Below are 21636 nucleotides of genomic sequence, written 5' to 3' on the forward strand. Positions count from 1 at the left end.
ATACCGGAGGCCTGATTAGAAATAATTAGCTTTCAGTTTAAGGCCCAGGCTTTCTTCAAATCCAAACATTAAATTCATATTCTGGACCGCCTGCCCCGATGCTCCTTTTAATAGATTATCTATTACACTTGTGACAAGTAATTTACTTCCAAACTTCTGAAGCCGCACAAGGCACTTGTTAGTGTTCACCACCTGCTTTAAATGCAGTTCTTCATCTACAACGTGGGTAAAAGCTGCGGTGGCATAAAATCTTTTATACATTCCAATGGCGTCTTCCAGTTCTCCTTCAAAATTAGTATAAGCTGTACAATGAATGCCACGGGAAAAATTTCCCCGATTAGGAATAAAGTTAATATCCTTCTCAAAATCCTCCTGAAGCTGCTTTACACTTTGTCCGATTTCGGCCAAATGTTGATGCTCAAAAACTTTATAACTTGAAAAATTATTATCCCGCCACGCGAAATGAGTAGAGGCTGAAAGCGAAGTTCCTGCCCCGGTAGCCCCGGTAACGGCATTTACATGCACATCTTCCTTTAATGCCCCGGCATACGCTAAAGGTAATAGCGCCAGATTTATTGCAGTAGCGAAACACCCGGGATTTGCAATTTTCTTTGCACTGTCAATACTCTTCCTGTTCAATTCCGGAAGTCCGTAAATGAAGTCGTGAGAAGCATCGGAATTTCTGAAATCTGTACTGAGATCGACGATTCTAGTTTGTTTGGAAAACTTATTGTCACTCAGAAACTGTTTTGAGTTCCCATGGCCCAGACAAAGAAAAACTACATCGGCTTCAGTATTGATTTCATTACTGAAAAGAATTCCTGTTTCACCTATCAGATCCTGATGGACCGTATGTACAGGTTTCCCGGAACTTGAAGTGCTGTAGATGAAATTCAGTTCAACCTCAGGATGATTTATCAGAATTCTGATCAATTCTCCGGCAGTATAGCCGGCTCCGCCTATAATTCCTGCTTTGATCATTGCTGTTGTTTTACCTGGTTATAGATCTTTCCTGCATTGCTAAGAATCTTTATAAAGCCTTTGGCATCCTGAGCTGTCCAGGCATTGTTTTCTTCTCCGTATTTTCCGAAGCCGCTGTTCATAAGGTCAAAGGGCGAAGAAATTCCATCCAGGGTGAATCTGTATGGCTGAAGACTCATGTACACCTCCCCTGTCACCTGCGCCTGAGAATTTTGTAAAAATGCTTCAAAATCCCGCATTACAGGATCCAGGTACTGGCCTTCGTGAAGGTGCATGCCGTACCAGTTAGCGACGTTTTCTTTATGCTGCAATTGCCATTTACTCAACGTATGCTTTTCCAGAAGATGATGCGCCTTTATGGTGATCAAAGCCGCAGCCGCTTCAAAACCAACTCTACCTTTGATACCAATAATTGTATCGCCCACATGAACATCTCTTCCAATGGCGTAAGCTGAAGCCAGTTCTTCCAGCTTTTCAATGTTTTTTTCGGGTGTATTTTCTTCTCCGTTTACTGCTGAAAGTTCTCCTTTACTAAAAGAGAGCCTTAACTTAGAAGGTTCCTTTTCCTGAAGTTGCGAAGGAAAAGCGTTTTCAGGTAAAGGTTGTTCTGAAGTCAGGGTTTCCGCACCGCCTACGCTGGTTCCCCACAATCCTTTGTTGACTGAATACTTTGCCTTTTCCCAGTTCATATCTACTCCATTCGCCTGTAAATAATCAATTTCCTCCTGCCGGGTGAGTTTCTTATCACGAATTGGAGTGATGATCTCGATCTCAGGCGCGAGGATCTGAAAGATCATATCGAACCGCACCTGATCATTCCCGGCTCCCGTACTGCCATGAGCAATATAACCTGCACCTATTTTTTGAGCATAATTCACAATTTCTATGGCCTGAATAATTCGCTCTGCACTTACTGAAAGCGGATAGGTATTGTTCTTTAATACATTTCCAAAAATGAGATATTTCACCACCTTCTGGTAAAAAGGAGAAACCGCATCAAGATTTGTATAGGTGGCCGCACCAATGGTTTTGGCAGTATGTCCTATGCGGCTTATTTCTTCCGCAGTGAATCCGCCGGTATTTACACTTACTGCGTGAACTTCAAAGTTTTCTTCTTTTGATAAATATTTTGCGCAATAAGAGGTGTCAAGCCCCCCACTGTATGCTAATACTAATTTTTTCATTTTAATTTATTTTCAATGATTTGAGCTGCTTTTTCTTTTTTAAAGAACAGCGTTTGCTTTATGCTTTTTAATCGGGTAAAAGCCTTGTCGTTAAGTCTGGATTTTTCTTTTGGTTTCTCTTTCTTCACAGGATCATAAAGCATCCCGGTGCACAGGCACATTTTGCGCTCGGTGCGGGTAAGGATATCATAATTTTTACAGGTTTGACAGCCTTTCCAAAAACTTTCATCATCTGTGAGCTCACTAAAGGTCACCGGTTGATAACCTAACTCATAGTTGATCTTCATAACCGCTAGCCCCGTAGTGATCCCAAAGATCTTGGCATTTGGATATTTTTTTCTCGAGAGTTCAAAAACAGCTTTTTTGATATCCTTCGCCAGGCCACGATTTCTGAAGTCGGGATGGACTATGAGTCCGGAATTGGCCACAAACTTTTCATGGCCCCAGACTTCTATATAGCAAAAGCCGGCGAATTGATCTCCTTCGAATGCCACAACCGCGTTGCCATTTTGCATTTTGGTCAGGATATATTCCGGAGTACGCCGAGCGATACCTGTACCACGATTTTTGGCAGATTCTTCAATGGTATCACAAATTACCTGTGCGTATTTTGCGTGAGATAAATTAGCAATGACAATTTTCATGTGCTAAAAGGAATTAAAGGTTAAAAAAAGGGTTTAAAATGTTGTCGAGAGAAGAACCGGACTCACCTAAGTTCCATGAAATTAAGCACGCACAAACGTGCGACGCGGACGGCGGTTGCGCCTAATTGGTTTTTCAGAAAAAATCCTGAAATCTGTGAGAAAAAAAATATGTGGAAAAAAATGATTCAAAATAAAAAGTAAAATAAATAAGACAAAGAGAGAAAGTTGCAATCGCGGATAAATTACATCCGGCGGCGCAACAAGGGCCTTATTATTATTTCACTGTTCGAATTCATATAGTAAAAGTATATTTATTTTTTAAACCACAAAATAATTTCAGACAATATTTAAGATTAAAATCCTGATTTCCTTCAGGACTTAATTAAATGTTGTCTTTAGACGAACAACATTGTCGTAAATTGTTCGGATATAATTTACATATAGAAAGAAAAACCATGGCCGAAGAAATTGAAATTAATTATGAAGTTGATATTCAAAAAATAATAAGCTCACAAATAGCCTTTTTTGAGGCAGGTAAAACCCTGGATGTGCCTGAGAGAATAGCAAAGCTCAAAAAGCTGAAGAAGCTTATTGAAGCTAAAGAACAAGAAATCTCTGCTGCGCTTTTTGCTGATTTTAAGAAACCTGAATTCGAAACTTATGCGACAGAGACTGCCCTGATTCTAAGTGAACTTAAATTCATTGTCAAAAACCTAAAGAAGTGGGCGAAACCAAAAAAGGTAAAGAGTACTTTCCTGAACTTCCCTTCTTCAGATTATATCTATTCCCAGCCATACGGAAACGTGCTGGTACTGGCGCCCTGGAATTATCCTTTCCAGCTGAGTATCTCACCTGCCATTGGTGCACTAGCTGCGGGAAACACGGTAGTAATAAAACCGAGTGAGTATGCCCCAGCCACTTCTCAGCTTACTAAAGAAATTTTCGCTGAAGTTTTTCCGGAAGAACAGGCTGCAGTGATTTTAGGCGGTGTTGAAGCCTCACAGGAACTGCTGGAGCAAAAATGGGATTACGTTTTCTTCACCGGAAGTGTGCCAGTGGGTAGGATCGTAGCAAAGGCTATAGCACCCAATCTCACTCCGTCGACACTTGAGCTAGGTGGAAAAAATCCGTGTGTGATCCACCAATCAGCTAAAATTGATTTGGCAGCTAAAAGAATTGTTTGGGGGAAATTCATCAACGCCGGACAAACCTGCATCTCCCCGGATTATATCCTCATCGATGAAAAGAAAAAAACCGAATTCACAGAGGCCGTAAAAAAGGAAATTAAAGCTGCTTTCGGAGAAGACGTCCAAAAGTCTCCCGATTATGCGCGAATCATCAACAAAAAGAATTTTGAAAGGCTTCAAAAGATGCTGGAGGGACAAACAATAATCGCAGGAGGTGAAACTTCAGCGGAAGATAATTATATTGCTCCTACTCTTCTAAATGAGCCTTCCTTAGACTCCGAAGTAATGCAGGACGAAATCTTTGGTCCTATCCTGCCGGTCCTCACCTATTCCGATGAGGCCGAAATGTACAAGATCATTGGTCATTATCCAGATCCTCTTGCGCTTTACGTTTTTGCTGAAGATTCAAATTTTTCAGAAAAGATCCTTAAAAAATACCGTTTTGGAGGGGGCGCTTCTAATGATGTTGTGGTGCATATTGCGAATAAAAACCTCCCGTTTGGTGGTGTAGGCAGCAGCGGTTATGGCGGTTATCATGGCAAATTTTCCTTCGACACCTTTACGCACAAAAAGAGCATAAGCAAACGGGCTACCTGGATAGATATCCCGCTTAGATATGCTCCCTATGCGGGAAAGCTCCCGCTTATAAGAAAAATAATGAAAAGGCTGTAGTTACTTTTTCAGCTTCAGGGAGTATAAATCTTTTCTACGATCCTTCAGGTTTCGTACGCTTCCGAAGTTATGCAACTCCTTAAGCAGGTCGAGATCTACATCTACAAGCAGCGTACTTTCAGTATTCGGTGTCGCTTCAGCTTTTATTCCATTCACAGGAAACGAAAAATCTGAAGGTGTAAATACCGCGCTCTGTGCATATTGAATATCCATATTATTCACCTTTGGCAAATTACCTACAGAGCCCGCAATGGCCACATAACATTCATTCTCGATTGCCCGACTCATAGCGCAAAGACGCACCCGGGAATAACCATTTTGAGTATCTGTCATAAAGGGCACGAAAAGAATATTCATCCCCTGCTCTGCCAGCAATCTTCCAAGTTCAGGAAATTCCACATCGTAACAAATCAACACCCCAATCTTACCGCAGTCGGTATCCATGGTTTTTAACTGACTTCCACCTTTCATACCCCAGGCAGAACCTTCGGCCGGAGTGATATGGAGTTTTTCATAACGTTCATAACTTCCGTCGCGGCGGCACAGGTATCCCACATTGTACATGTGCTCCCCAATGATTTGTGGCATGCTACCGGTAATAATATTTATGTTATAAGTGATAGCAAAATCAACGAATGTTTCCAGCAGCTTATCTGTATATGAAGCCAGCGACCGAATGGCTTCAGCTTCATTGAGATGGTTGTACTCAGCCATTAAAGGGGCATTGAATAATTCCGGAAAAAGGATGAAATCACTTTGATAATCGCTCACCGCGTCCACAAAGAATTCAATTTGAGAAACCAGAGCTTCAAAGTCCTTGAATAACCTCATTTGCCACTGCACAAGTCCAAGTCTAACTACTGTCTTCGCTGTATTGATGAGCTTGTCGGGTTTGGTGTAGTAAATATTATTCCACTCCATAAGTGTGGCGAATTCCTTGCTCTCATAATCGCCGGGCAAATAACCCTTGATAACTTTTTTGACGTGAAAATCGTTGGAAAGCTGAAAAGAAAGCACTGGATCATGGATCTCCTTGACCTTAACCTTTTCGATATATTGTTTGGGAGTGAGTTCTTCGGCATATTCGGCATAGTTGGGAATTCTCCCTCCAAAAACAATAGATTTTAGATTTAATTGCTCGCAAAGTTCCTTTCTTGCTTCGTATAAACGACGTCCCAAACGCATTCCACGAAATTCAGGGTGAATGAACACGTCTATTCCGTACAGCACATCTCCCACCTTGGTGTGAGTAGAGAAATTTTCACCTCCGGTTATTTGTTCATACGTGTGATTATCCTCAAACTTATGATAGTCAACAATAATTGAAAGGGCACATCCTGCGATCTTCTCATTGATCACGATACAGAATTGCCCGTCGGGAAATTTCTTTATAAGATTTTTGATCTCACGTTCGCTCCAGTACTCATTAGGCATGGCATCATAACTCTCAATCATGGAGATCTTTAGCTCCTTATAATCCTTAACACTAAGGTTTCTTAATTCAATTTTGGCAGAATCTATCACTTACAATTTTTTTACAAAGGTATTCCTTTCCCGGCTGCTTTGAAAATATTAAGCAGCAGGAGAAGTACTTTAGCTTTCAATTACTTAGTTCCTTTAACGGTATTAGGATTAATCTTACTGCAAAACGGTATTTTTTCCCTTCAAGCATCATAACTTGATCTCAGTTTGTTTAAATTTATAAGACTTTATTCCACTAAAGAACGGTGTCATTTCCGGCTGCTTTAAGATGTAGGGTAGTAAAACAGCTCCAGGTAATGACACCTTCTTTAAATAATTGATTTACTTATAGTTAATAACCTTTATCTGAAGTTTTTGTCCCGGTATTTTTTGTGCCAGCGTATTAATTCCTGTCTCACTTAACTGAACGATCCGGGGATAACCACCTGTAGTTTGACCATCCCTCATTAATATAATTAAGGTTCCTGAAGGGGTCAATTGCACTGTTCCCGGAAGCACAGGACCTGTCAAAATAGGCTGAAGCGAATTCTCCAGTTTCTCCTGACATTGAATTCCCATACGATTACTTTCCTTTGCTGCCGAAAAATGCCTTTTTGAAAGCATCTCTTTTTCTGAAGTTAACAGCAATTCAAATTCCGGTCCGGGGAAAGCTTCTATAACTGCTGAAGTTATATAGTCATCAGACTTTACTGCCGAATATTTTGAACTACTTTCTGACTCACTTCTCAAAAAAGGCAATTTCATACCTCTTTCAAGTCGGTTGTGCGGTGTGATCCCGGGACTCCAGCTCCTGCTCCCAAGTATAATTTTTGATTGCAGCCCTCCTTTGACCGCCAGATAAGCTCTATAGCCGGATTTTCTTCTTCCAACGCTAAGGATCTCTCCGGCTTCAACATTGATTATCTTGTTGTTCTCAAGTTCCTTTCCCTCCAGCTTGGGAGAGAGATTTGCGCCTGTAATGACAATTTGAGCAGGATCTAAAAATCTCATTTTAGGCCCCTGCAAAGTGATCTCGAGCACAGCGGCTTCCGACTCATTCCCCAGCAGAAGATTCGCCATTCCCGCAGCCTGGGTGTCCATAGCACCGCCTGTCGGGACACCAAATTCCCGATAGCCGTATCTCCCCAGATCCTGAATACTGCTGAACAATCCAGGCTGAATTATCTCTACTTCAGCCATTTTCTTCTTCAAAATTAAAATTGAAATCACCTTTTCTGACTTCTTCCGTTATTTCCCTGTGCTCTTCTAAACTCACAGGACAAAATTTTATTCTGTCTCCCGGTCTAATTTCACAAGGTGGATTTTTTTCAGGATCAAAAAGAGGCACCGGGGAATTTCCGATAATATTCCATCCTCCGGGACTGGATTGAGGATATATTCCGGTTTGTTTTTCACCTATTCCAACCGCGCCTTTTTGGACGGTTTGCCGGGGATGAATTTTACGGGGAAAATGAAGAAGTTGGGGCAGACCACCCAGGTATAAAAATCCGGGTAAAAATCCGGTAAAATAAACGGTATAAATTTCTGAAGAATGCAGCCCGATTATTTCCTTTTTTGACAGGTCTTTGGCTGCCGATATTTCTACCATATCAAGGGCGAAATTTTCATCATAACATACAGGAACCTGGAATAACCTGCTTTCAATTTTAAAGCTTATATTCGTCCTTGAAAAATCCTCCCAAAGGTTAAAAACCTCACTATAAGCATCTTCTATAGCATATTCATAACTAACTAATAATAAATTATATGTAGTCGTTATATCAACAGTTTCTTTAAGACTATTCTCCTGGAGATATTTTTTTAGACTTAGTACCTTTTCGAGAATTTCTAAAGAGATTTCAGGTTCAAACTCGAGCAGAATTGCCCGCTCCCCCATCCTTTTTATTTTCGGAAATTTCGCCATTAACCTCTGTAAATATCGATATTTATGGAAGGTAATTTTTGGTGCAGATATTTAAGAATTTCCACGGAATTGGGGGTGTCACTATGAAGGCAAAAAGTGGTGGCCAGACTGTCAATTTTTTGCCCTTTTTGAGTGGTAATCTTTCCTTCAGAAACCATAGAAAAAACATGTTCCAGCACCTGCTCTTTTTGAGTAAGAAGGGCACCTGAATTTGTACGATTTTGAAGGCTGCCATCGGGATTATAATTTCTATCGGCAAAGGCTTCAAATCGTACCGGTAGTTTATCTTGTGCCAACCGGCTTAATACAGAACCTTCGGCTGCGTAAAGCACCAGGTCATTCCCAAATTCCAGAATGGCATCAATAATCACTTTAGCAATATTACTATTTGTATAGGCGTCATTGTAAAGGGCTCCATGAGGTTTTACATGAGTAAGAATAGCTCCTTCAGCTTCTGCGATTTGCTTAAGACTCAGGATCTGGGCTACCAAATATCGTTTCAGCTCTTCGGTTTCCATGGGAACAGAGACCCTTCCGAAGTTTTCTTTATCGGGGTATGAAGGATGTGCCCCTATTTCAACGTCATGTTCCATTGCGAGATCCACAGTCTGTTGCATGGTCTCCAAAGTGCCTGCATGGCCACCACAGGCGATATTACAAGCTGAAATAAGCGGCATAAGTTCTTCGTCATGCTCCCCTCCTTCTCCCAGATCGCAATTTATATGTATTTTTTTCATAGCTATAGACTTTCAAATACCGTAAAGATTGATTTGGCACCAAGAAATATGGTGATGGTTATGATTATAAAGCCCAAAATATTCCGTTTTACAGAATTTTTAGCACTCCCCATTAAAGCCCGCCTGTTTACCACCCAAAGCAGAAAAATTGCAATTACGGGAAGTAATATTCCATTGGCTACCTGTGCAAACTTAATAATCTCCACCGGCTGTAGGCCCATAGAAGAAAAAATCACTCCCAGCACCAGAATACCAGCCCAAACCATTTTGAACCTACCTGAAGTTAAACTTTTTTTCCATCCCATACAACCGCTAACCACATAAGCCGCTGCCAACGGCGCCGTTATTGACGAAGTAATTCCTGCAGAAAAGAGCCCTAAAGCTATGAACCAGGTGGCGTAACTTCCAAAGACCGGTTCAAGCCCTACGGCAAGATCGGCAGCCGTATTCACATTAACTACCCCGGAAGCCGCTGCGGTTACCACAATTGCCAGAGAAACAATTCCGCCAAGACCAATACTCCAAAAAAGCTCTTTTTGAGCTGTTCCCAGGGAATTTTTGTCTTTCCACTTTTCACTTACCAGCGAGGCATGCAGGAAGAGGTTATACGGCACGACAGTGGTGCCTATTAATGCCATGACCGTAAGAATTCCGGCGCCTCCATTCCTAGGAATAAATAATCCCTGAAGAAGTTTAGAAATATCAGGTCTGGTTATTATAGCTGTAATTATAAAAGAAATACTCATAATCGCTACCAGCCCAATAAAAACCCTTTCCAGGATCTTATAGTTACCAATAGCTAAAAGCACAAAAGCTATTGTACCAATTATGACGCTCCAAATATTGACAGTAAAAACCCCCAGGGTAATTTCCTGCACTGGAATAACCGCCGATATTCCCAGAACTGCTCCAGAAATATTTCCAGCTTCGTAAGCGGCATTCCCTATGACAATTGCCGCAAAAATGAGTAAAATGGAAAGGCTGCGGAAAAGAGGATTTTTAATTTCTTCTCTTATTACTTCACTGAGGCCTTTTTGAGTAACGATACCTACTCTTGCTGCCATTTCCTGCAGGATAACACAGGCAATAATGGATAGCAGCAAAGCCCACAGTAAAGAAAAACCGAACTCTACCCCGGCCAGTGTGCAAACAGTGACGGTACCGGGTCCTATAAAAGCTGCTGAGACCAAAACCCCCGGCCCCAGATTTTTAAACCATTCTATCAAAGCTCCCTGTTACTCTCCTCAATGGCATAAAGTGCAAAAGAGCCAAGCCAGTGGCCACCCTCATAACTGTCTCCCACAAGATTTGGAAAGGACTGCGCAACATGATCATTTGCCAGCGCACGCAGATGTCCATATTCTTCCGGATATTGATTTGCGAGACCGTAGAAAACCCATGCCCTGCTAAAATTCAGTCCGTCGAGGTGAACGAGCTTACCATCGGTCCTGTCGGTAACTTCTGCAACTTCCATCAGGAAATCCTGGTTGCGGAGCTGTGGTAGAAAATCTTTCATCCAAAGCAGGAAAGTCTGCTTTGGCAGAACCTTTCGCATGACATCGACTTCAGCGAGGCAGGGTGACAGAAAATCGAATCCGCTGGGCTCCCATTCAATTGGACAATCATCATCATTCAAATAGTAATCTTTTGCTCGTTTCTCTATCATCACTCGCAATTCCTCCTTGCCGGCAGTAACAGCATAGTCGTGAGCAAGAGCCAAAGCAAAAGCTGTATTTGTATGCTCGCCCACTCTTATAGGATAATTTAGCTTTGGTAGAAACTCTTTAAACTTCTGCACCATAAGATCGGTAAGTGGTTGCAGATTTTGACTTAATTCATTTCCGAGCGGCTCCTCTTCCCAGGTTTCAAGTTCCTCAGCTAGTTTTAAAACCCATGCCCACCCATAAGTGCGTTCAAAATTACTTTCCTGTTCACGACTAAAGTATTGTACTTCTTTCTGAATATTTTCGGCGGTCAGAGAGGATTCCAGTCTCTCCCGAATTTCCTCAGCTTTTTCCATTTCCGGAAACTTCTTCAGGAGATTTACAAGAGTCCAATGAGCATGTACAGAAGAATGCCAGTCAAAACAACCATAAAAGGCAGGATGCAGTTCTTGGGGCTCCCCAATGTCTCCAGCCCCGGCTAAAGTTTGGTTTAGTTTATTAGGATACTCTACATTGATACAATCCAAAGGTAATTGAGCCAATCTATTGGCTTCCTCCACAGTCAAGGCCACAGATTTTGTTGGTTCCAGCATAGCTACTGCTTCATCTACAAGCGTGGTATCCCGGGAGACCCCTTCCTCAGCCTGTGATTCATCGTTTCCTTTACAACCTAAAATCACCATTGAGGCGATAAATAACATAGTTTTTTTCATAATTCTAATTATCCTAGCCAACCTTCCCTGTCAAGGCTGCGGTATTGTATAGCCTCACTAATATGAGTACCTTTTATTTTATCTGAATCTTCAAGATCTGCAATGGTTCGGGAAACTTTAAGAATGCGGTCGTAAGCCCTTGCAGATAAATTTAGTCGTTCCATTGCCACCTTTAGCAGGTTCATTGAATCCGGATCAAGAGCGCAATGCTCCCTTATTTGCTTTACGCTCATTTGCGCATTGTAGTGTACCTTATCATTGTTTTCAAACCTATCAGTTTGTTTTTGCCTTGCGGCTGTCACTCTTTTTCTTATTTCCACACTGCTTTCCCCTCTCCTGTCTTCACTCAATTTCTCAAAAGGGACCGGAGTTACTTCAATATGAATATCGATCCTGTCCAGTAAGGGTCCGCTAATCTTGCTCATGTACCGGTGCATCTCTGCCGGGGAAGATGTGGCGGGAGAACCTGGATCATTAAAGAACCCACTGGGGCTGGGATTCATACTGGCCACCAGCATAAAACTGGAAGGGTAAGTCACTGTGAATTTTGCTCTTGAAATGGTAACCTCCCTATCTTCCAGAGGTTGCCTCATTACTTCCAAAACGCTGCGTTTAAATTCCGGAAGTTCATCCAGAAACAGTACCCCGTTGTGAGACAAGGAAATTTCCCCCGGTTGCGGATAAGCCCCGCCACCAACAAGAGCTACATCGCTAATCGTATGATGAGGACTCCTGAAAGGCCTATGAGCCATTAATCCTACATTTTCTTTTACCCGCCCCACAACGCTGTGGATCTTAGTAGTTTCCAAAGCTTCCCGTAAGGTCATAGGTGGTAAAATGCTGGGAAGTCGTTTGGCAAGCATAGTCTTTCCTGCACCGGGAGGACCAATGAGAATAATATTATGGCCCCCTGCGGCAGCGATCTCCATACAACGTTTAATAGATTCCTGCCCTTTTACATCGGCAAAATCATGCTCGGGATGTTCCAGCTCCTGATAAAATTCCTTACGGGTGTCAATTATTGTTCTCTCCAAACGTTCTCCCTTGTCAAAAAAACGAATTATCTCGTCTATATTTTCAATTCCGTAAACCTCGAGATCACTCACTATTGCCGCTTCCTTTACGTTCTGCTTCGGAAGAATAAAACCTTTAAAGCCTTCTTCTTTCGCCTTAATGGCTATAGGGAGTGCACCTTTAATAGGCTGCAGACTTCCGTCAAGGGAAAGCTCTCCCATAATAATGTATTCGCTGATGTCTGTAGCTTTTATCTGTCCCGAAGCCATGAGAATCCCCATGGCAAAAGTGAGATCATAAGCCGAACCTTCTTTCCGAAGATCGGCCGGAGCCATATTGACTGTGATCTTTTTTCCGGGGAGATTATATCCTACATTTTTAAGAGCAGCAGCAATCCTGAAGCTGCTTTCCTTTACTGCAATATCGGGAAGACCTACAAGGTGATACCCAATGCCGGTGTCTACGTTTACTTCCACTGTTATGGTGGTGGCTTCCACGCCAAAAACTGCACTTCCGTAAACTTTTACCAGCATTAAAGAATTCTTTTTTTAAATGTAGTAAAAATTTTGGGTTAGGACCTGAACGCATTTTAATAAACAAGACTTTGTGAATATTAAAAAACAAGGCCTTTCAAAAATGCCATTTTTAAGGTACTATAAACAACAGCGGCCACCGAGATTGGCAGCCGCTACATAAAATTAAAAGTAAAACAACTATTTTCCTACCACATGCTTGCGGTAATAATCTATAATTCCATCTATAGGTCTTTGCACAAAATTCCCGGGCTCTAGCCGGTAAGGCTGTAAAGAATCCTTGATGATATCCTGGGAGAAATAAGCTATTGACCCTACAAAATGTATAGGCACATTCTGAGCTTCCTTAAAGCTCATCACCCTATGCTCAATAAAATTCTGCATCCCTTCTGCTATAAGCTGATAGAAATATCCATTTCTTTCATTCTTGAAAATGAATTCGGCAAAGTGGGCCAGATAGGTATTGGGATTGTCCTTCTTGTAGATATTCTCCTTAATGGTATCTGAGGAGAGATCGTACTCCTTTTCAAAAACATCGGCCAGTTTCTTTGGCATTTTCTTGTAGTAGTAATCCCTGATGAGTCTTTTTCCAAAGTAATTTCCGCTGGCTTCATCCATCAGAATATAACCAAGAGAATCCACGGCCGTCCTTATAGTCTTGCCGTCAAAGTAACAACTATTAGAACCTGTACCCAGAATACATACAATGCCGGGCTTATCTGTAACTGCATAAACCGCAGCTACCATATCTTCCTGCACCTTAACTTCATTTGCACCGGAAAAAAAAGCGGTAAGTATAGATTTAAGTAAAGCGGTAGGTTTTGGTGTCCCGCAACCCGCTCCATAGAAATGAACCATTTCTACCCGATCCTTTATCTGCTTAAGGTCAAGATTTTCCTCCAGCCGTTCCTGGAGTACTTCGGTTTTAAACACTGCAGGATTGAGCCCTTTTGTGCGTGTTTTTAATATTTGCTCCCCCTTTGAATCAAGTAAGATCCAGTCACATTTAGTGGAGCCTCCGTCTGCTATTAAAATCATAATAGAAAAATATCAAAAAGCCCTGCGCTGCAGGGCTTTTTTATTAATTATTTAAGTGAAGCTACGTAAGCAGACAAATCTACTAATTTGGATGAATATCCATATTCATTGTCATACCATGCAACCAGCTTAAAGAAGTTATCATTGAGGGCAATACCGGCACCTGCATCAAAGTTACAAACGTAATCATTCGAAATGAAATCCTGAGATACAACTTGTTCTTCTGTATAAGAAAGAACCCCTTTGTATGCACCTTCCGAAGCTTTCTTAAAGGCTGCTTTTATCTCGTCGTATGAAGCAGCTTTTTCTGTTCTTACAGTAAGATCAACTACAGATACATCGGCAGTAGGAACTCTAAATGCCATTCCTGTTAGTTTTCCATCCAGTTTAGGAATTACTTTTCCAACCGCTTTTGCTGCTCCTGTTGAAGAAGGTATAATATTTAGAAGTGCACTTCTACCTCCTCTCCAATCTTTTTTAGAAGGACCATCAACTGTCATTTGTGTAGCAGTTGTAGCGTGAATAGTAGTCATAAGTCCTTCAACCAGGCCGAATTCATCATCCACTATTTTGGCAAGCGGTGCAAGACAGTTAGTAGTACAAGAGGCATTAGATACAACCTTATCGTCTGCTTTAATATCTTTATGGTTTACTCCCATCACAAACATAGGTGCGTCTTTGGATGGTGCTGAAATAACCACCTTTTTGGCACCTGCAGTAAGGTGTCTTGAGGCAGTATCTTTAGTTGTAAAAATACCTGTACAATCCATTACGATCTCAGCTCCTACTTCATCCCATTTTAGATCTTCAGGATTCTTTTCGGCAGAAATACGAACGGTTTTTCCATTCACAACTAGGTTTCCTCCTTCAATTTCCACAGAACCTTTAAACTTTCCGTGAACTGAATCATATTTTAATAGATATGCTAAATGGTCTACATCAAGCAGGTCGTTGATTGCCACAACTTCTACATCTTCTCTTTCACTGGCAATTCTGAAAGCAATCCTTCCAATTCGACCAAATCCGTTTATTCCTATTTTAGTGCTCATAATTATTAATTTAAATTAAAGTTATACAGATGTTATATCTAACACCCTTCGTAATTCTTTATCGAGTGGTTTATGACCTTTAATAGCTACTTCAAAATCCACCGATGTTACTAATTTATTTGTAATTCCAACCATTACTCTGTTTTCGCCGCGAAGTAAAGCTTCAACAGCGCCCACTCCAAGTTTACTGGCCAATACCCTGTCATAACAACTAGGCGCTCCTCCTCTTTGGATATGGCCAAGAACAGATACTCTGATATCATATCCCTCAAGGCTTTCCCCAATCAATTCGGCGAGTTCAAAAATGTTCTTTCCGCTCTTCTCGCCTTCGGCCACAACAATAATACTGGAGGTTTTTCCGGTTTTCCGGCTTTTTTGAAGAGAATCCAGCATTCTTTCTACTCCCATATCTTCTTCAGGAATGAGAATTTCTTCGGCACCGGCACCAACTCCGGCGTTCAATGCAATATCTCCTGCGTCACGTCCCATCACCTCAATTAAGAAAAGGCGGTCATGAGAACTCGCAGTGTCTCTTATTTTATCAATGGCATCTACAACTGTATTTAAAGCCGTATCGTAACCAATAGTGTAATCTGTTCCATTAATGTCATTATCAATGGTGCCGGGAATACCCACAACCGGGATCCCATGCTCCTGTTCAAGATAAATAGCCCCGGTAAAGGTACCATCTCCTCCAATTACAACAAGTGCCTCTATTCCCGCTTCCTTCATTTTCGAAGCGGCTTTAGCTCGACCTTCCTCACTGCGAAATTCCTGTGAACGTGCAGATTTTAGAAAAGTTCCTCCCCTGTTTATGACATTTCTTACCGAACGGGCAGTCAGTACTTCAAACTCCCCTTCTATTAAGCCTTGATAGCCTCTGTAAATACCAATACATTCGATATTGTAGTATGAACAACTTCGGACTACAGCGCGAATAGCTGCGTTCATTCCGGGGGCATCTCCCCCCGAAGTAAGTACTCCGATTTTTTTATATTTTCCTAACATTCATGTAAAGCTATTTGAATTATATAATATAACCTAATCTATAGGATTTCTCAAACGTTTTCGGTTGATAAAAAAGAAAAAAGCCCCTTTTTAGGGACTTTTTATAAATTTTTTAGGGCATTTTTTAATTATCTGTCAAAATTACGTACTCCCAGGGACCAAATGAATATTGCTGATTTTGCTCTATTTTGAAATCCTGTTTTCCAACAAAAGGTTGAAGATTATCATCCAAATTAAGGTTGAATTCCACCGGCTGGTCCGAAAGATTTGCTACGTACACAACCTTCTCCCCTTCTTTTGTTCTCTCAAAAGCCAGGACCTGCTTATCGGCTGAAGTTTCAAGGCGGTTATAACTTGCTGCCTCTTTGGCTCCGTGTAATGCGGGACTGGTTGTTTTTAATTCGCCAAGCCTCTCCAGTAAAGGCCACATCACTCCTTTAGTTTTCGGAATGGTGTCTTTTTCAAAAAACCTGAGTCTTTTATCCATATCGTACTCCTGCCCGCTATAGATCAAAGGAACACCAGGGATACTGTAGGTTAGAGCGACCATGGCTTCGGCTGCATCGCCCATTCTTTCACGAACGGTACCACTCCAGGAGTTTTCATCATGGTTCGTCACGAAGTTCATCAGGTAATCATCTCCCTGATAGGTGGTGTCTATTTTCTTCATATACTCATCCCATGCTTCTACAGTAGCTTCTCCCTGCGCAATCTGGTTCTTAATGTGATGTCCTTCCCAATTGTAACCCATATCAAAGGCATTGTAGAAAAGGTCCTTGTCTTCAGATTCTGCCAACATGAATACAGGCTTTATTTCCTGAAGTTGTGGTACCGCCTGTTCCCAGAATTCTGTAGGCACTTCCCCGGCCACATCTGCTCTAAAGCCATCAATATCATGCTCCTCGATCCAATATTTCATTTCAGCAGTCATTACATCCCACAATTCCTTATTGTCGTAGTTAAGATCGGCCACATCTGTCCAACCCCATGATTCTCCTGTCGCAGGATTTAATGGATCTACAGGCTCTCCCTGCTCATTCTGAGTATAAAATTCAGGATGTTCTTCCAGCCATGGGTGATCCCAGCCGGTGTGATTGGCAACCCAGTCAAGGATTACATACATACCATTCTCATGAGCAGTTTCTACCAGTTCGTCAAGATCTTCTTTCGTTCCAAATTCAGGGTTGATACCGGTATAATCAGCAATAGCGTAATAACTTCCCAGGTACTTCTTTCTCTCTTCGGGATCTTCAATGTCTTCAATACTTAGATCGTTAGTTGCCTTTCTTCGTGCTTCAGAAATTGGATGAATAGGCATTATCCATATTACTTTTACTCCAAGATCTTTTAATTGAGAAATGTCTTCTGTAAAGGCATCAAAAGTACCTTCGGGGGAATACTGTCTTATGTTGGCTTCATAAATAACGGCCGACTCCAAAGCGTCGTTAGTTACCGGCTCAATAACCTGCTCTTCTTCAACTACAGCTACTGTTTCTTCAGGTTCATTCTTACAGGAGGCAAGCGTAAGAAAACCGAGTAATAAAATGGATATTTTTTTCATGTAAAGTAAATTTAATTAATAATTATAAGGCTTGTATTGTCTTCTTTAAAGTTAACAGGAACTGTCATCCTGTGCTCATTTTGGTCATATTCAAATTTAATTTTACTATTATTCAGCCGGACCTCTTCTGGTCTTTTCTCCAGGTTATGAATTATCAGGTCAATTTCCTCAAATTCTGAAACTTCCTTCGCAGCTCCCAACCTTGGAAGAATATTTAATTCAAGAATATTCTCTGCAGAATTGCTTTTTAAATAAAGGATCTCGTACTCGCCACTTAAATAAGTCTCCGGCGTCTTCCCGTCATCATGGTAAAGAATATCTTCAGTTTGTCCTGCTTCCGTGTCAAAAAAGTAATGAAGCTCTACATCTTCTGCGGAAAAATTCTGAGTGGTTTGCATAGGCTTTGCCATAGGAATAAAAGCCCCGCCTCTTACAAAAGTAGGAATGTACTCTTCTTTTAACTGAATTGTAGCCGAACTGCCGCCTGAATATTTTTCACCGGTGTAAAAATTGAACCAATTAGAACCCTTCGGAAAATACACTTCCTGGCTGGTCACATTTTCCCGAAGTACAGGGGAAACAAGAAAATTATCACCCCATAAATAAGTTCCTGCAACAGAATACAACCTGAAGTTTTCAGGCTCTTCAAAGAACAAGGGTCTCATTAATGGCACCCCTTCAGTAGAATTTCGAAAGGCCAGTGTGTAATTGTATGGTAATAATTTATAACGCAGTTCAATTGCCTTTTTTGAAAGGGCCATTGTTTCCGGCTCCCGGAAAACAGGTTCAGACGGGACTTCTTCCTGCGCATGTGGTCTGTAAACAGGCTGAAAAACGCCATATTGAAGCCATCTCACGTACAATTCATCATTGAGATTGTCACCGGCAAATCCGCCAAGGTCAGAATGCATATAAGCGAGCCCCTGTAGACCCATCTGCAGAGAAATTTCGGGCTGTGGTTTTAAACCACCCCAGCTTCTGTTCACATCCCCGGACCACGGCATTAATCCAAACCGCTGTGAACCGGCAGCGCCGGCACGCATTAGGATAAACGGTCTTTGATCTGTAAAAGATCTTTCATAGCCTTCATGGATCAATTTTGCCCAGTAATGGCCGTAAATATTGTGTACCTCGTTGGCTGTACCAGTAGCATGAATGAGGTCTTCGGGATGCAATTCGGGTTCCCCAAGGTCACCCCACCAGCCGCCAACTCCCATTTCGGTAAGCTCTTCGTAAATGTTCCAGAACCACTCCTGTGCCTGCGGTTCAAAAATGTCAATTAAACCGGTATTTCCGAAATAGAAATCGTAGGTGTAAGGATTTCCCAGAGAATCTTTTGCCAGTACGTTTCCCTGTACAGCTTCTTCCCACCGATTAGAAGTTGTAAGAACAAACGGCTCTGTCACCAGAATAGTTTTCACCCCATCCTGCGCAAGATCCTGCATCATTTCTTCAGGCCTTGGAAAAGAATCTATGACAAATTCAAGATTACCCATGGTTCCGGTGATTTCATGGCCAAACCAAAAGAGGTCAATAATTACAGCATCTACAGGAATTTCTTCTTCCCGAAATTTTTCAATGGTTTCCTCTACTTCTTCCCGGGAATGATACCCGAACCGGCTGGAGAAATTTCCCAAAGCCCAACGCGGTGGCAACGGCTGCCTGCCGGTCAATAGTGTATAATTTCCAACGATATCTTCCCATGTATCACCCACCACAAGTTGATAGGTCTTCCTGCCTCCTATGGTTTCATAAGTTAACGTATTGCTGAAATTACTGTCAAGATCAAGAAACCCAATGGGAGCATTATCGAAGTGCAACAGGTACTTTTCTGAAGAAAGAACTATGGGTAATGTAAAATTCAGCAGTTCACTTTTTGTCTCATAACCGTAGTGGGCACGGTTGTAAAGCTCAAGCCTGTTTCCGCGTCGATTCATTCCCAAAGCCCGGGCACCGCCTCCCATAAGCACTTCAGATTCTGAGAGGTTGAAATCCAGTTTCTCATGCTCCTCATCTTTTAAGTAACCTGTTTTTTCGGAAATTACTTTTTCTCCGTTGAAAAAATAGGTGACCTGAAATGGCCTTTTTGACACCTCAATATCCAGCCCTTCAGAATCGATAAGGATCCTGTCCTCCTCTTCAGAAACAGAAAAATTTACGGAAAGGGGCTCGAGCACCACTGCGTGAGATTCCTCCATATATTCCTGTCCTGAAGGAATAAAGGCAGTCTCCACTATTTCGGGAGTAAAATACCTGAAGAAATATCTGCCATCACTGGTAGAAATCTCCAAACCAGTCTCTGTTTTCTCAAAGCCAACAAATAATCTGTCGGGATTTTGCGCAAGCAGGGAAAAGGGCAGCAAAAGAAAGGCACTTAAAAATGCCATTTTTGGAAGGTATTTTTGGCGCCCTTTCATAGATATTAATTTAGTTCAAGTACCATTGAGGATTTACCACCAATTTCTAGTTCATCATTAAGAATTACCTGCTCCCCTGAAATAACATCATTTCCAGAGGTCGCTCCTGCCAGACCTTCAGCAAAACGTGAAAGATCGAGTGTTTGATCTTCAGGATTATTATTGATCACTACCATTACCCTTTGGTCATTATCGTACCTGAAGTAAACATATACGTTGTTCTGCGGAATGTACTGTAGCAACTTCCCTGTGTGTAATACATCGTTGTTCTTACGATAATTCAGTAGTTTTTTAGTGAAGGAGTGGTACTCATTCTGCTGTTCAGTTCTTCCTGCTTCAGTAAAGGCATTCTGCTCATCCCCTGCCCATCCACCGGGAAAATCCCTGCGAATATCTGCATCGCCCTTTGCAGGTTTGTCTCCGCGCATTCCAATTTCATCACCGTAGTAAAGTTGTGGAATTCCGCGGGTAGTTAAGACAAGCGTCATCGCAAGTTTGTACTTATCTAAATCTCCATCGTACTGCTCGTTAATACGATTGGTGTCATGATTACCTGCAAAAACGAGCAGGTTGTAAATGTCCTTATAAAGAAAATCGTTGGCAAAATTGTCATATGCACGAACCATTCCTCGGTCCCAGCCCATATCATCTTCGTTGAACATGCTCATGAGAGCATCATGGAGTGTAAAATCCATTACCGAAGGTAAATGAGAATTATAGCTTTGGATAGCACCTACAGGAGAATCTTTTTGCCAGTAGGAAATCTGGGCCTGGTCGTGCATCCATACCTCTCCTACGATATTGAAATTTGGATATTCATCCATTACGGCTTTTGTCCATTTTGCAATCCCATCTTTATCATTATAGGAATAAGTGTCCACTCTAAACCCGTCAAGACCTGCATATTCTATCCACCAAATAGCATTTTGAGTGAGGTAATTTAAAACCAGTGGATTGCTCTGGTTAAGATCGGGCATGGTCGAAGTGAACCAACCGTCTTCATTTAATTCTGTATCTATTCCCGATCTGTGAGGGTCAAACTGAGTAGTCATTCGGTAGTTTGAATTCTTGTAACCAGGAAATTGATGAACCCAGTCATAAGTTGGAAGATCTTTGATCATCCAGTGCTCTGCACCCCAGTGATTGGTCACATAATCCATAATCAAATCCATATCCCGCTCTTCCATTTCGGTGGCCAGGCGACGATAATCTTTGTTAGTTCCATAACGGGGATCAACTCTGTAGACATCGCTTTGAGCGTAAGTATGATAAGAATAGGTGGGATCATCATCTTCAAGTAATGGAGTTGTCCAGATCGCCGTTACCCCAAGATCTTCGAGATAATCAAGATTTTCAATAATTCCTTCTACATCCCCTCCATGTCTTCCTCCCGGATTACTTCTATCGGCTTTTTCCTGAAGTTCGGGATGAGAATCATTTGCGGGATTTGCATTAGCAAACCTGTCGGGCATAATAAGATAAATGGCATCTGAAGAATCAAAGCCTTCCCGTAGCGCCGATCCCGGCTCCCGTTCCTTGAGCTCGTAATTATAAGAGAAATCTTTTTTACCCTTTTTGGAAAATTTGATATCATAACTTCCGGCGGGTAGTCCTTCAGTTTGTACTGTGACAAACAGGTAATTTGGATTTTCAGTTTTCCTTACGTTACTGATCACCATTTCTTCAGGCGCAGAAACATTATATTCAGCAATATTTTTTCCGTAGAACATTAATTGCACTTCCGAAAGGTTCATATCGCTCCACCAAAATGGTGGCTCAACTCTCTCTATCTGTGCACTCATTGAGACGCTCACCGTGAGTAAAAAGAGAAAAATTAACTTCTTCATTT

The 21636-nt window shown here is 41.7% G+C and carries 17 protein-coding genes; 1 reads left to right on the forward strand and 16 read right to left on the reverse strand.

Annotated features, from left to right (window positions below):
* Positions 1–15 precede the first annotated feature (15 nt).
* The 3 genes from argC to H148_RS0102995 are packed head-to-tail and all read right to left on the reverse strand — an operon-like array spanning position 16 to position 2809.
* Positions 16–981 (reverse strand): N-acetyl-gamma-glutamyl-phosphate reductase, encoded by a 966-nt coding sequence (gene argC / locus H148_RS0102985; RefSeq protein WP_029033466.1) that lies wholly within the window; start codon positions 979–981, stop codon positions 16–18.
* Complete coding sequence (locus tag H148_RS0102990; protein WP_029033467.1) at positions 978–2165, reverse strand: argininosuccinate synthase; 1188 nt, start codon at positions 2163–2165, stop codon at positions 978–980. Before H148_RS0102990 ends, argC begins: the two co-directional genes overlap by 4 nt.
* Positions 2162–2809 carry a GNAT family N-acetyltransferase gene (locus H148_RS0102995; RefSeq protein ID WP_029033468.1) on the reverse strand — a complete coding sequence of 216 codons (648 nt, stop codon included), beginning with the start codon at positions 2807–2809 and terminating at the stop codon, positions 2162–2164. The genes H148_RS0102990 and H148_RS0102995 overlap by 4 nt, the downstream gene beginning before the upstream one ends.
* Positions 2810–3195: 386 nt before the next feature.
* Here H148_RS0102995 and H148_RS0103000 point away from each other — a divergent pair, with 386 nt between their 5' ends.
* A complete protein-coding gene (locus tag H148_RS0103000; protein WP_245583379.1) occupies positions 3196–4668 on the forward strand; it encodes an aldehyde dehydrogenase family protein in 1473 nt (490 codons plus the stop codon).
* On the opposite strand, the gene H148_RS0103005 is transcribed toward H148_RS0103000, so the two are convergent.
* The 13 genes from H148_RS0103005 to H148_RS0103065 form a co-directional block, all read right to left on the reverse strand.
* Positions 4669–6192 carry a bifunctional GNAT family N-acetyltransferase/carbon-nitrogen hydrolase family protein gene (locus tag H148_RS0103005; RefSeq protein WP_029033470.1) on the reverse strand — a complete coding sequence of 508 codons (1524 nt, stop codon included), beginning with the start codon at positions 6190–6192 and terminating at the stop codon, positions 4669–4671.
* Positions 6193–6471: 279 nt separating this feature from the next.
* Positions 6472–7341 carry a 5-oxoprolinase subunit C family protein gene (locus tag H148_RS0103010; protein WP_029033471.1) on the reverse strand — a complete coding sequence of 290 codons (870 nt, stop codon included), beginning with the start codon at positions 7339–7341 and terminating at the stop codon, positions 6472–6474.
* Complete coding sequence (pxpB, locus tag H148_RS0103015; RefSeq protein ID WP_029033472.1) at positions 7322–8053, reverse strand: 5-oxoprolinase subunit PxpB; 732 nt, start codon at positions 8051–8053, stop codon at positions 7322–7324. The genes H148_RS0103010 and pxpB overlap by 20 nt, the downstream gene beginning before the upstream one ends.
* Positions 8053–8790, reverse strand: coding sequence for a 5-oxoprolinase subunit PxpA (pxpA, locus tag H148_RS0103020; protein ID WP_029033473.1), 738 nt, complete (start codon positions 8788–8790; stop codon positions 8053–8055). The genes pxpB and pxpA overlap by 1 nt, the downstream gene beginning before the upstream one ends.
* A 2-nt stretch (positions 8791–8792) precedes the next feature.
* Entirely contained in the window at positions 8793–10016 is a 1224-nt protein-coding gene (locus H148_RS0103025; protein ID WP_029033474.1) for an Nramp family divalent metal transporter, read from the reverse strand.
* Entirely contained in the window at positions 10013–11167 is a 1155-nt protein-coding gene (locus tag H148_RS0103030; protein ID WP_029033475.1) for a DUF2891 domain-containing protein, read from the reverse strand. Before H148_RS0103030 ends, H148_RS0103025 begins: the two co-directional genes overlap by 4 nt.
* A gap of 8 nt (positions 11168–11175) precedes the next feature.
* Complete coding sequence (locus tag H148_RS0103035; protein ID WP_029033476.1) at positions 11176–12714, reverse strand: YifB family Mg chelatase-like AAA ATPase; 1539 nt, start codon at positions 12712–12714, stop codon at positions 11176–11178.
* A 180-nt stretch (positions 12715–12894) separates the two neighbouring features.
* The gene (locus H148_RS0103040) at positions 12895–13752 is read right to left on the reverse strand and encodes a BadF/BadG/BcrA/BcrD ATPase family protein (RefSeq protein WP_029033477.1); all 858 of its coding nucleotides are present in this window, start codon (positions 13750–13752) and stop codon (positions 12895–12897) included.
* Between the two features lie 47 nt (positions 13753–13799).
* Complete coding sequence (gene gap / locus H148_RS0103045; protein WP_029033478.1) at positions 13800–14801, reverse strand: type I glyceraldehyde-3-phosphate dehydrogenase; 1002 nt, start codon at positions 14799–14801, stop codon at positions 13800–13802.
* A 21-nt stretch (positions 14802–14822) separates the two neighbouring features.
* Positions 14823–15809 (reverse strand): 6-phosphofructokinase, encoded by a 987-nt coding sequence (gene pfkA / locus H148_RS0103050; RefSeq protein ID WP_029033479.1) that lies wholly within the window; start codon positions 15807–15809, stop codon positions 14823–14825.
* Between the two features lie 124 nt (positions 15810–15933).
* Entirely contained in the window at positions 15934–17370 is a 1437-nt protein-coding gene (locus tag H148_RS0103055) for an alpha-amylase family glycosyl hydrolase (RefSeq protein WP_029033480.1), read from the reverse strand.
* 11 nt (positions 17371–17381) lie between these two features.
* Positions 17382–19787 (reverse strand): glycoside hydrolase family 31 protein, encoded by a 2406-nt coding sequence (locus tag H148_RS0103060; protein WP_245583380.1) that lies wholly within the window; start codon positions 19785–19787, stop codon positions 17382–17384.
* Between the two features lie 5 nt (positions 19788–19792).
* A complete protein-coding gene (locus tag H148_RS0103065; protein ID WP_029033482.1) occupies positions 19793–21634 on the reverse strand; it encodes a glycoside hydrolase family 13 protein in 1842 nt (613 codons plus the stop codon).
* Between the last annotated feature and the right edge of the window lie 2 nt (positions 21635–21636).

The sequence above is a fragment of the Salinimicrobium terrae DSM 17865 genome (genome assembly GCF_000424665.1).
Lineage (GTDB): Bacteria > Bacteroidota > Bacteroidia > Flavobacteriales > Flavobacteriaceae > Salinimicrobium > Salinimicrobium terrae.

What these genes read in the sequence shown, in the direction of transcription:
- H148_RS0103000 (WP_245583379.1), top strand. Translation starts at nt 3,196, where the DNA reads ATGTTGTCTTTAGACGAACAACATTGTCGTAAATTGTTCGGATATAAT.
- H148_RS0103030 (WP_029033475.1), bottom strand. Translation starts at nt 11,167, where the DNA reads ATGAAAAAAACTATGTTATTTATCGCCTCAATGGTGATTTTAGGTTGT.
- pfkA (WP_029033479.1), bottom strand. Translation starts at nt 15,809, where the DNA reads ATGTTAGGAAAATATAAAAAAATCGGAGTACTTACTTCGGGGGGAGAT.
- pxpB (WP_029033472.1), bottom strand. Translation starts at nt 8,053, where the DNA reads ATGGCGAAATTTCCGAAAATAAAAAGGATGGGGGAGCGGGCAATTCTG.
- H148_RS0103060 (WP_245583380.1), bottom strand. Translation starts at nt 19,787, where the DNA reads ATGAAAGGGCGCCAAAAATACCTTCCAAAAATGGCATTTTTAAGTGCC.
- H148_RS0103055 (WP_029033480.1), bottom strand. Translation starts at nt 17,370, where the DNA reads ATGAAAAAAATATCCATTTTATTACTCGGTTTTCTTACGCTTGCCTCC.
- argC (WP_029033466.1), bottom strand. Translation starts at nt 981, where the DNA reads ATGATCAAAGCAGGAATTATAGGCGGAGCCGGCTATACTGCCGGAGAA.
- H148_RS0103065 (WP_029033482.1), bottom strand. Translation starts at nt 21,634, where the DNA reads ATGAAGAAGTTAATTTTTCTCTTTTTACTCACGGTGAGCGTCTCAATG.
- H148_RS0102990 (WP_029033467.1), bottom strand. Translation starts at nt 2,165, where the DNA reads ATGAAAAAATTAGTATTAGCATACAGTGGGGGGCTTGACACCTCTTAT.
- pxpA (WP_029033473.1), bottom strand. Translation starts at nt 8,790, where the DNA reads ATGAAAAAAATACATATAAATTGCGATCTGGGAGAAGGAGGGGAGCAT.
- H148_RS0103040 (WP_029033477.1), bottom strand. Translation starts at nt 13,752, where the DNA reads ATGATTTTAATAGCAGACGGAGGCTCCACTAAATGTGACTGGATCTTA.
- gap (WP_029033478.1), bottom strand. Translation starts at nt 14,801, where the DNA reads ATGAGCACTAAAATAGGAATAAACGGATTTGGTCGAATTGGAAGGATT.
- H148_RS0103035 (WP_029033476.1), bottom strand. Translation starts at nt 12,714, where the DNA reads ATGCTGGTAAAAGTTTACGGAAGTGCAGTTTTTGGCGTGGAAGCCACC.
- H148_RS0102995 (WP_029033468.1), bottom strand. Translation starts at nt 2,809, where the DNA reads ATGAAAATTGTCATTGCTAATTTATCTCACGCAAAATACGCACAGGTA.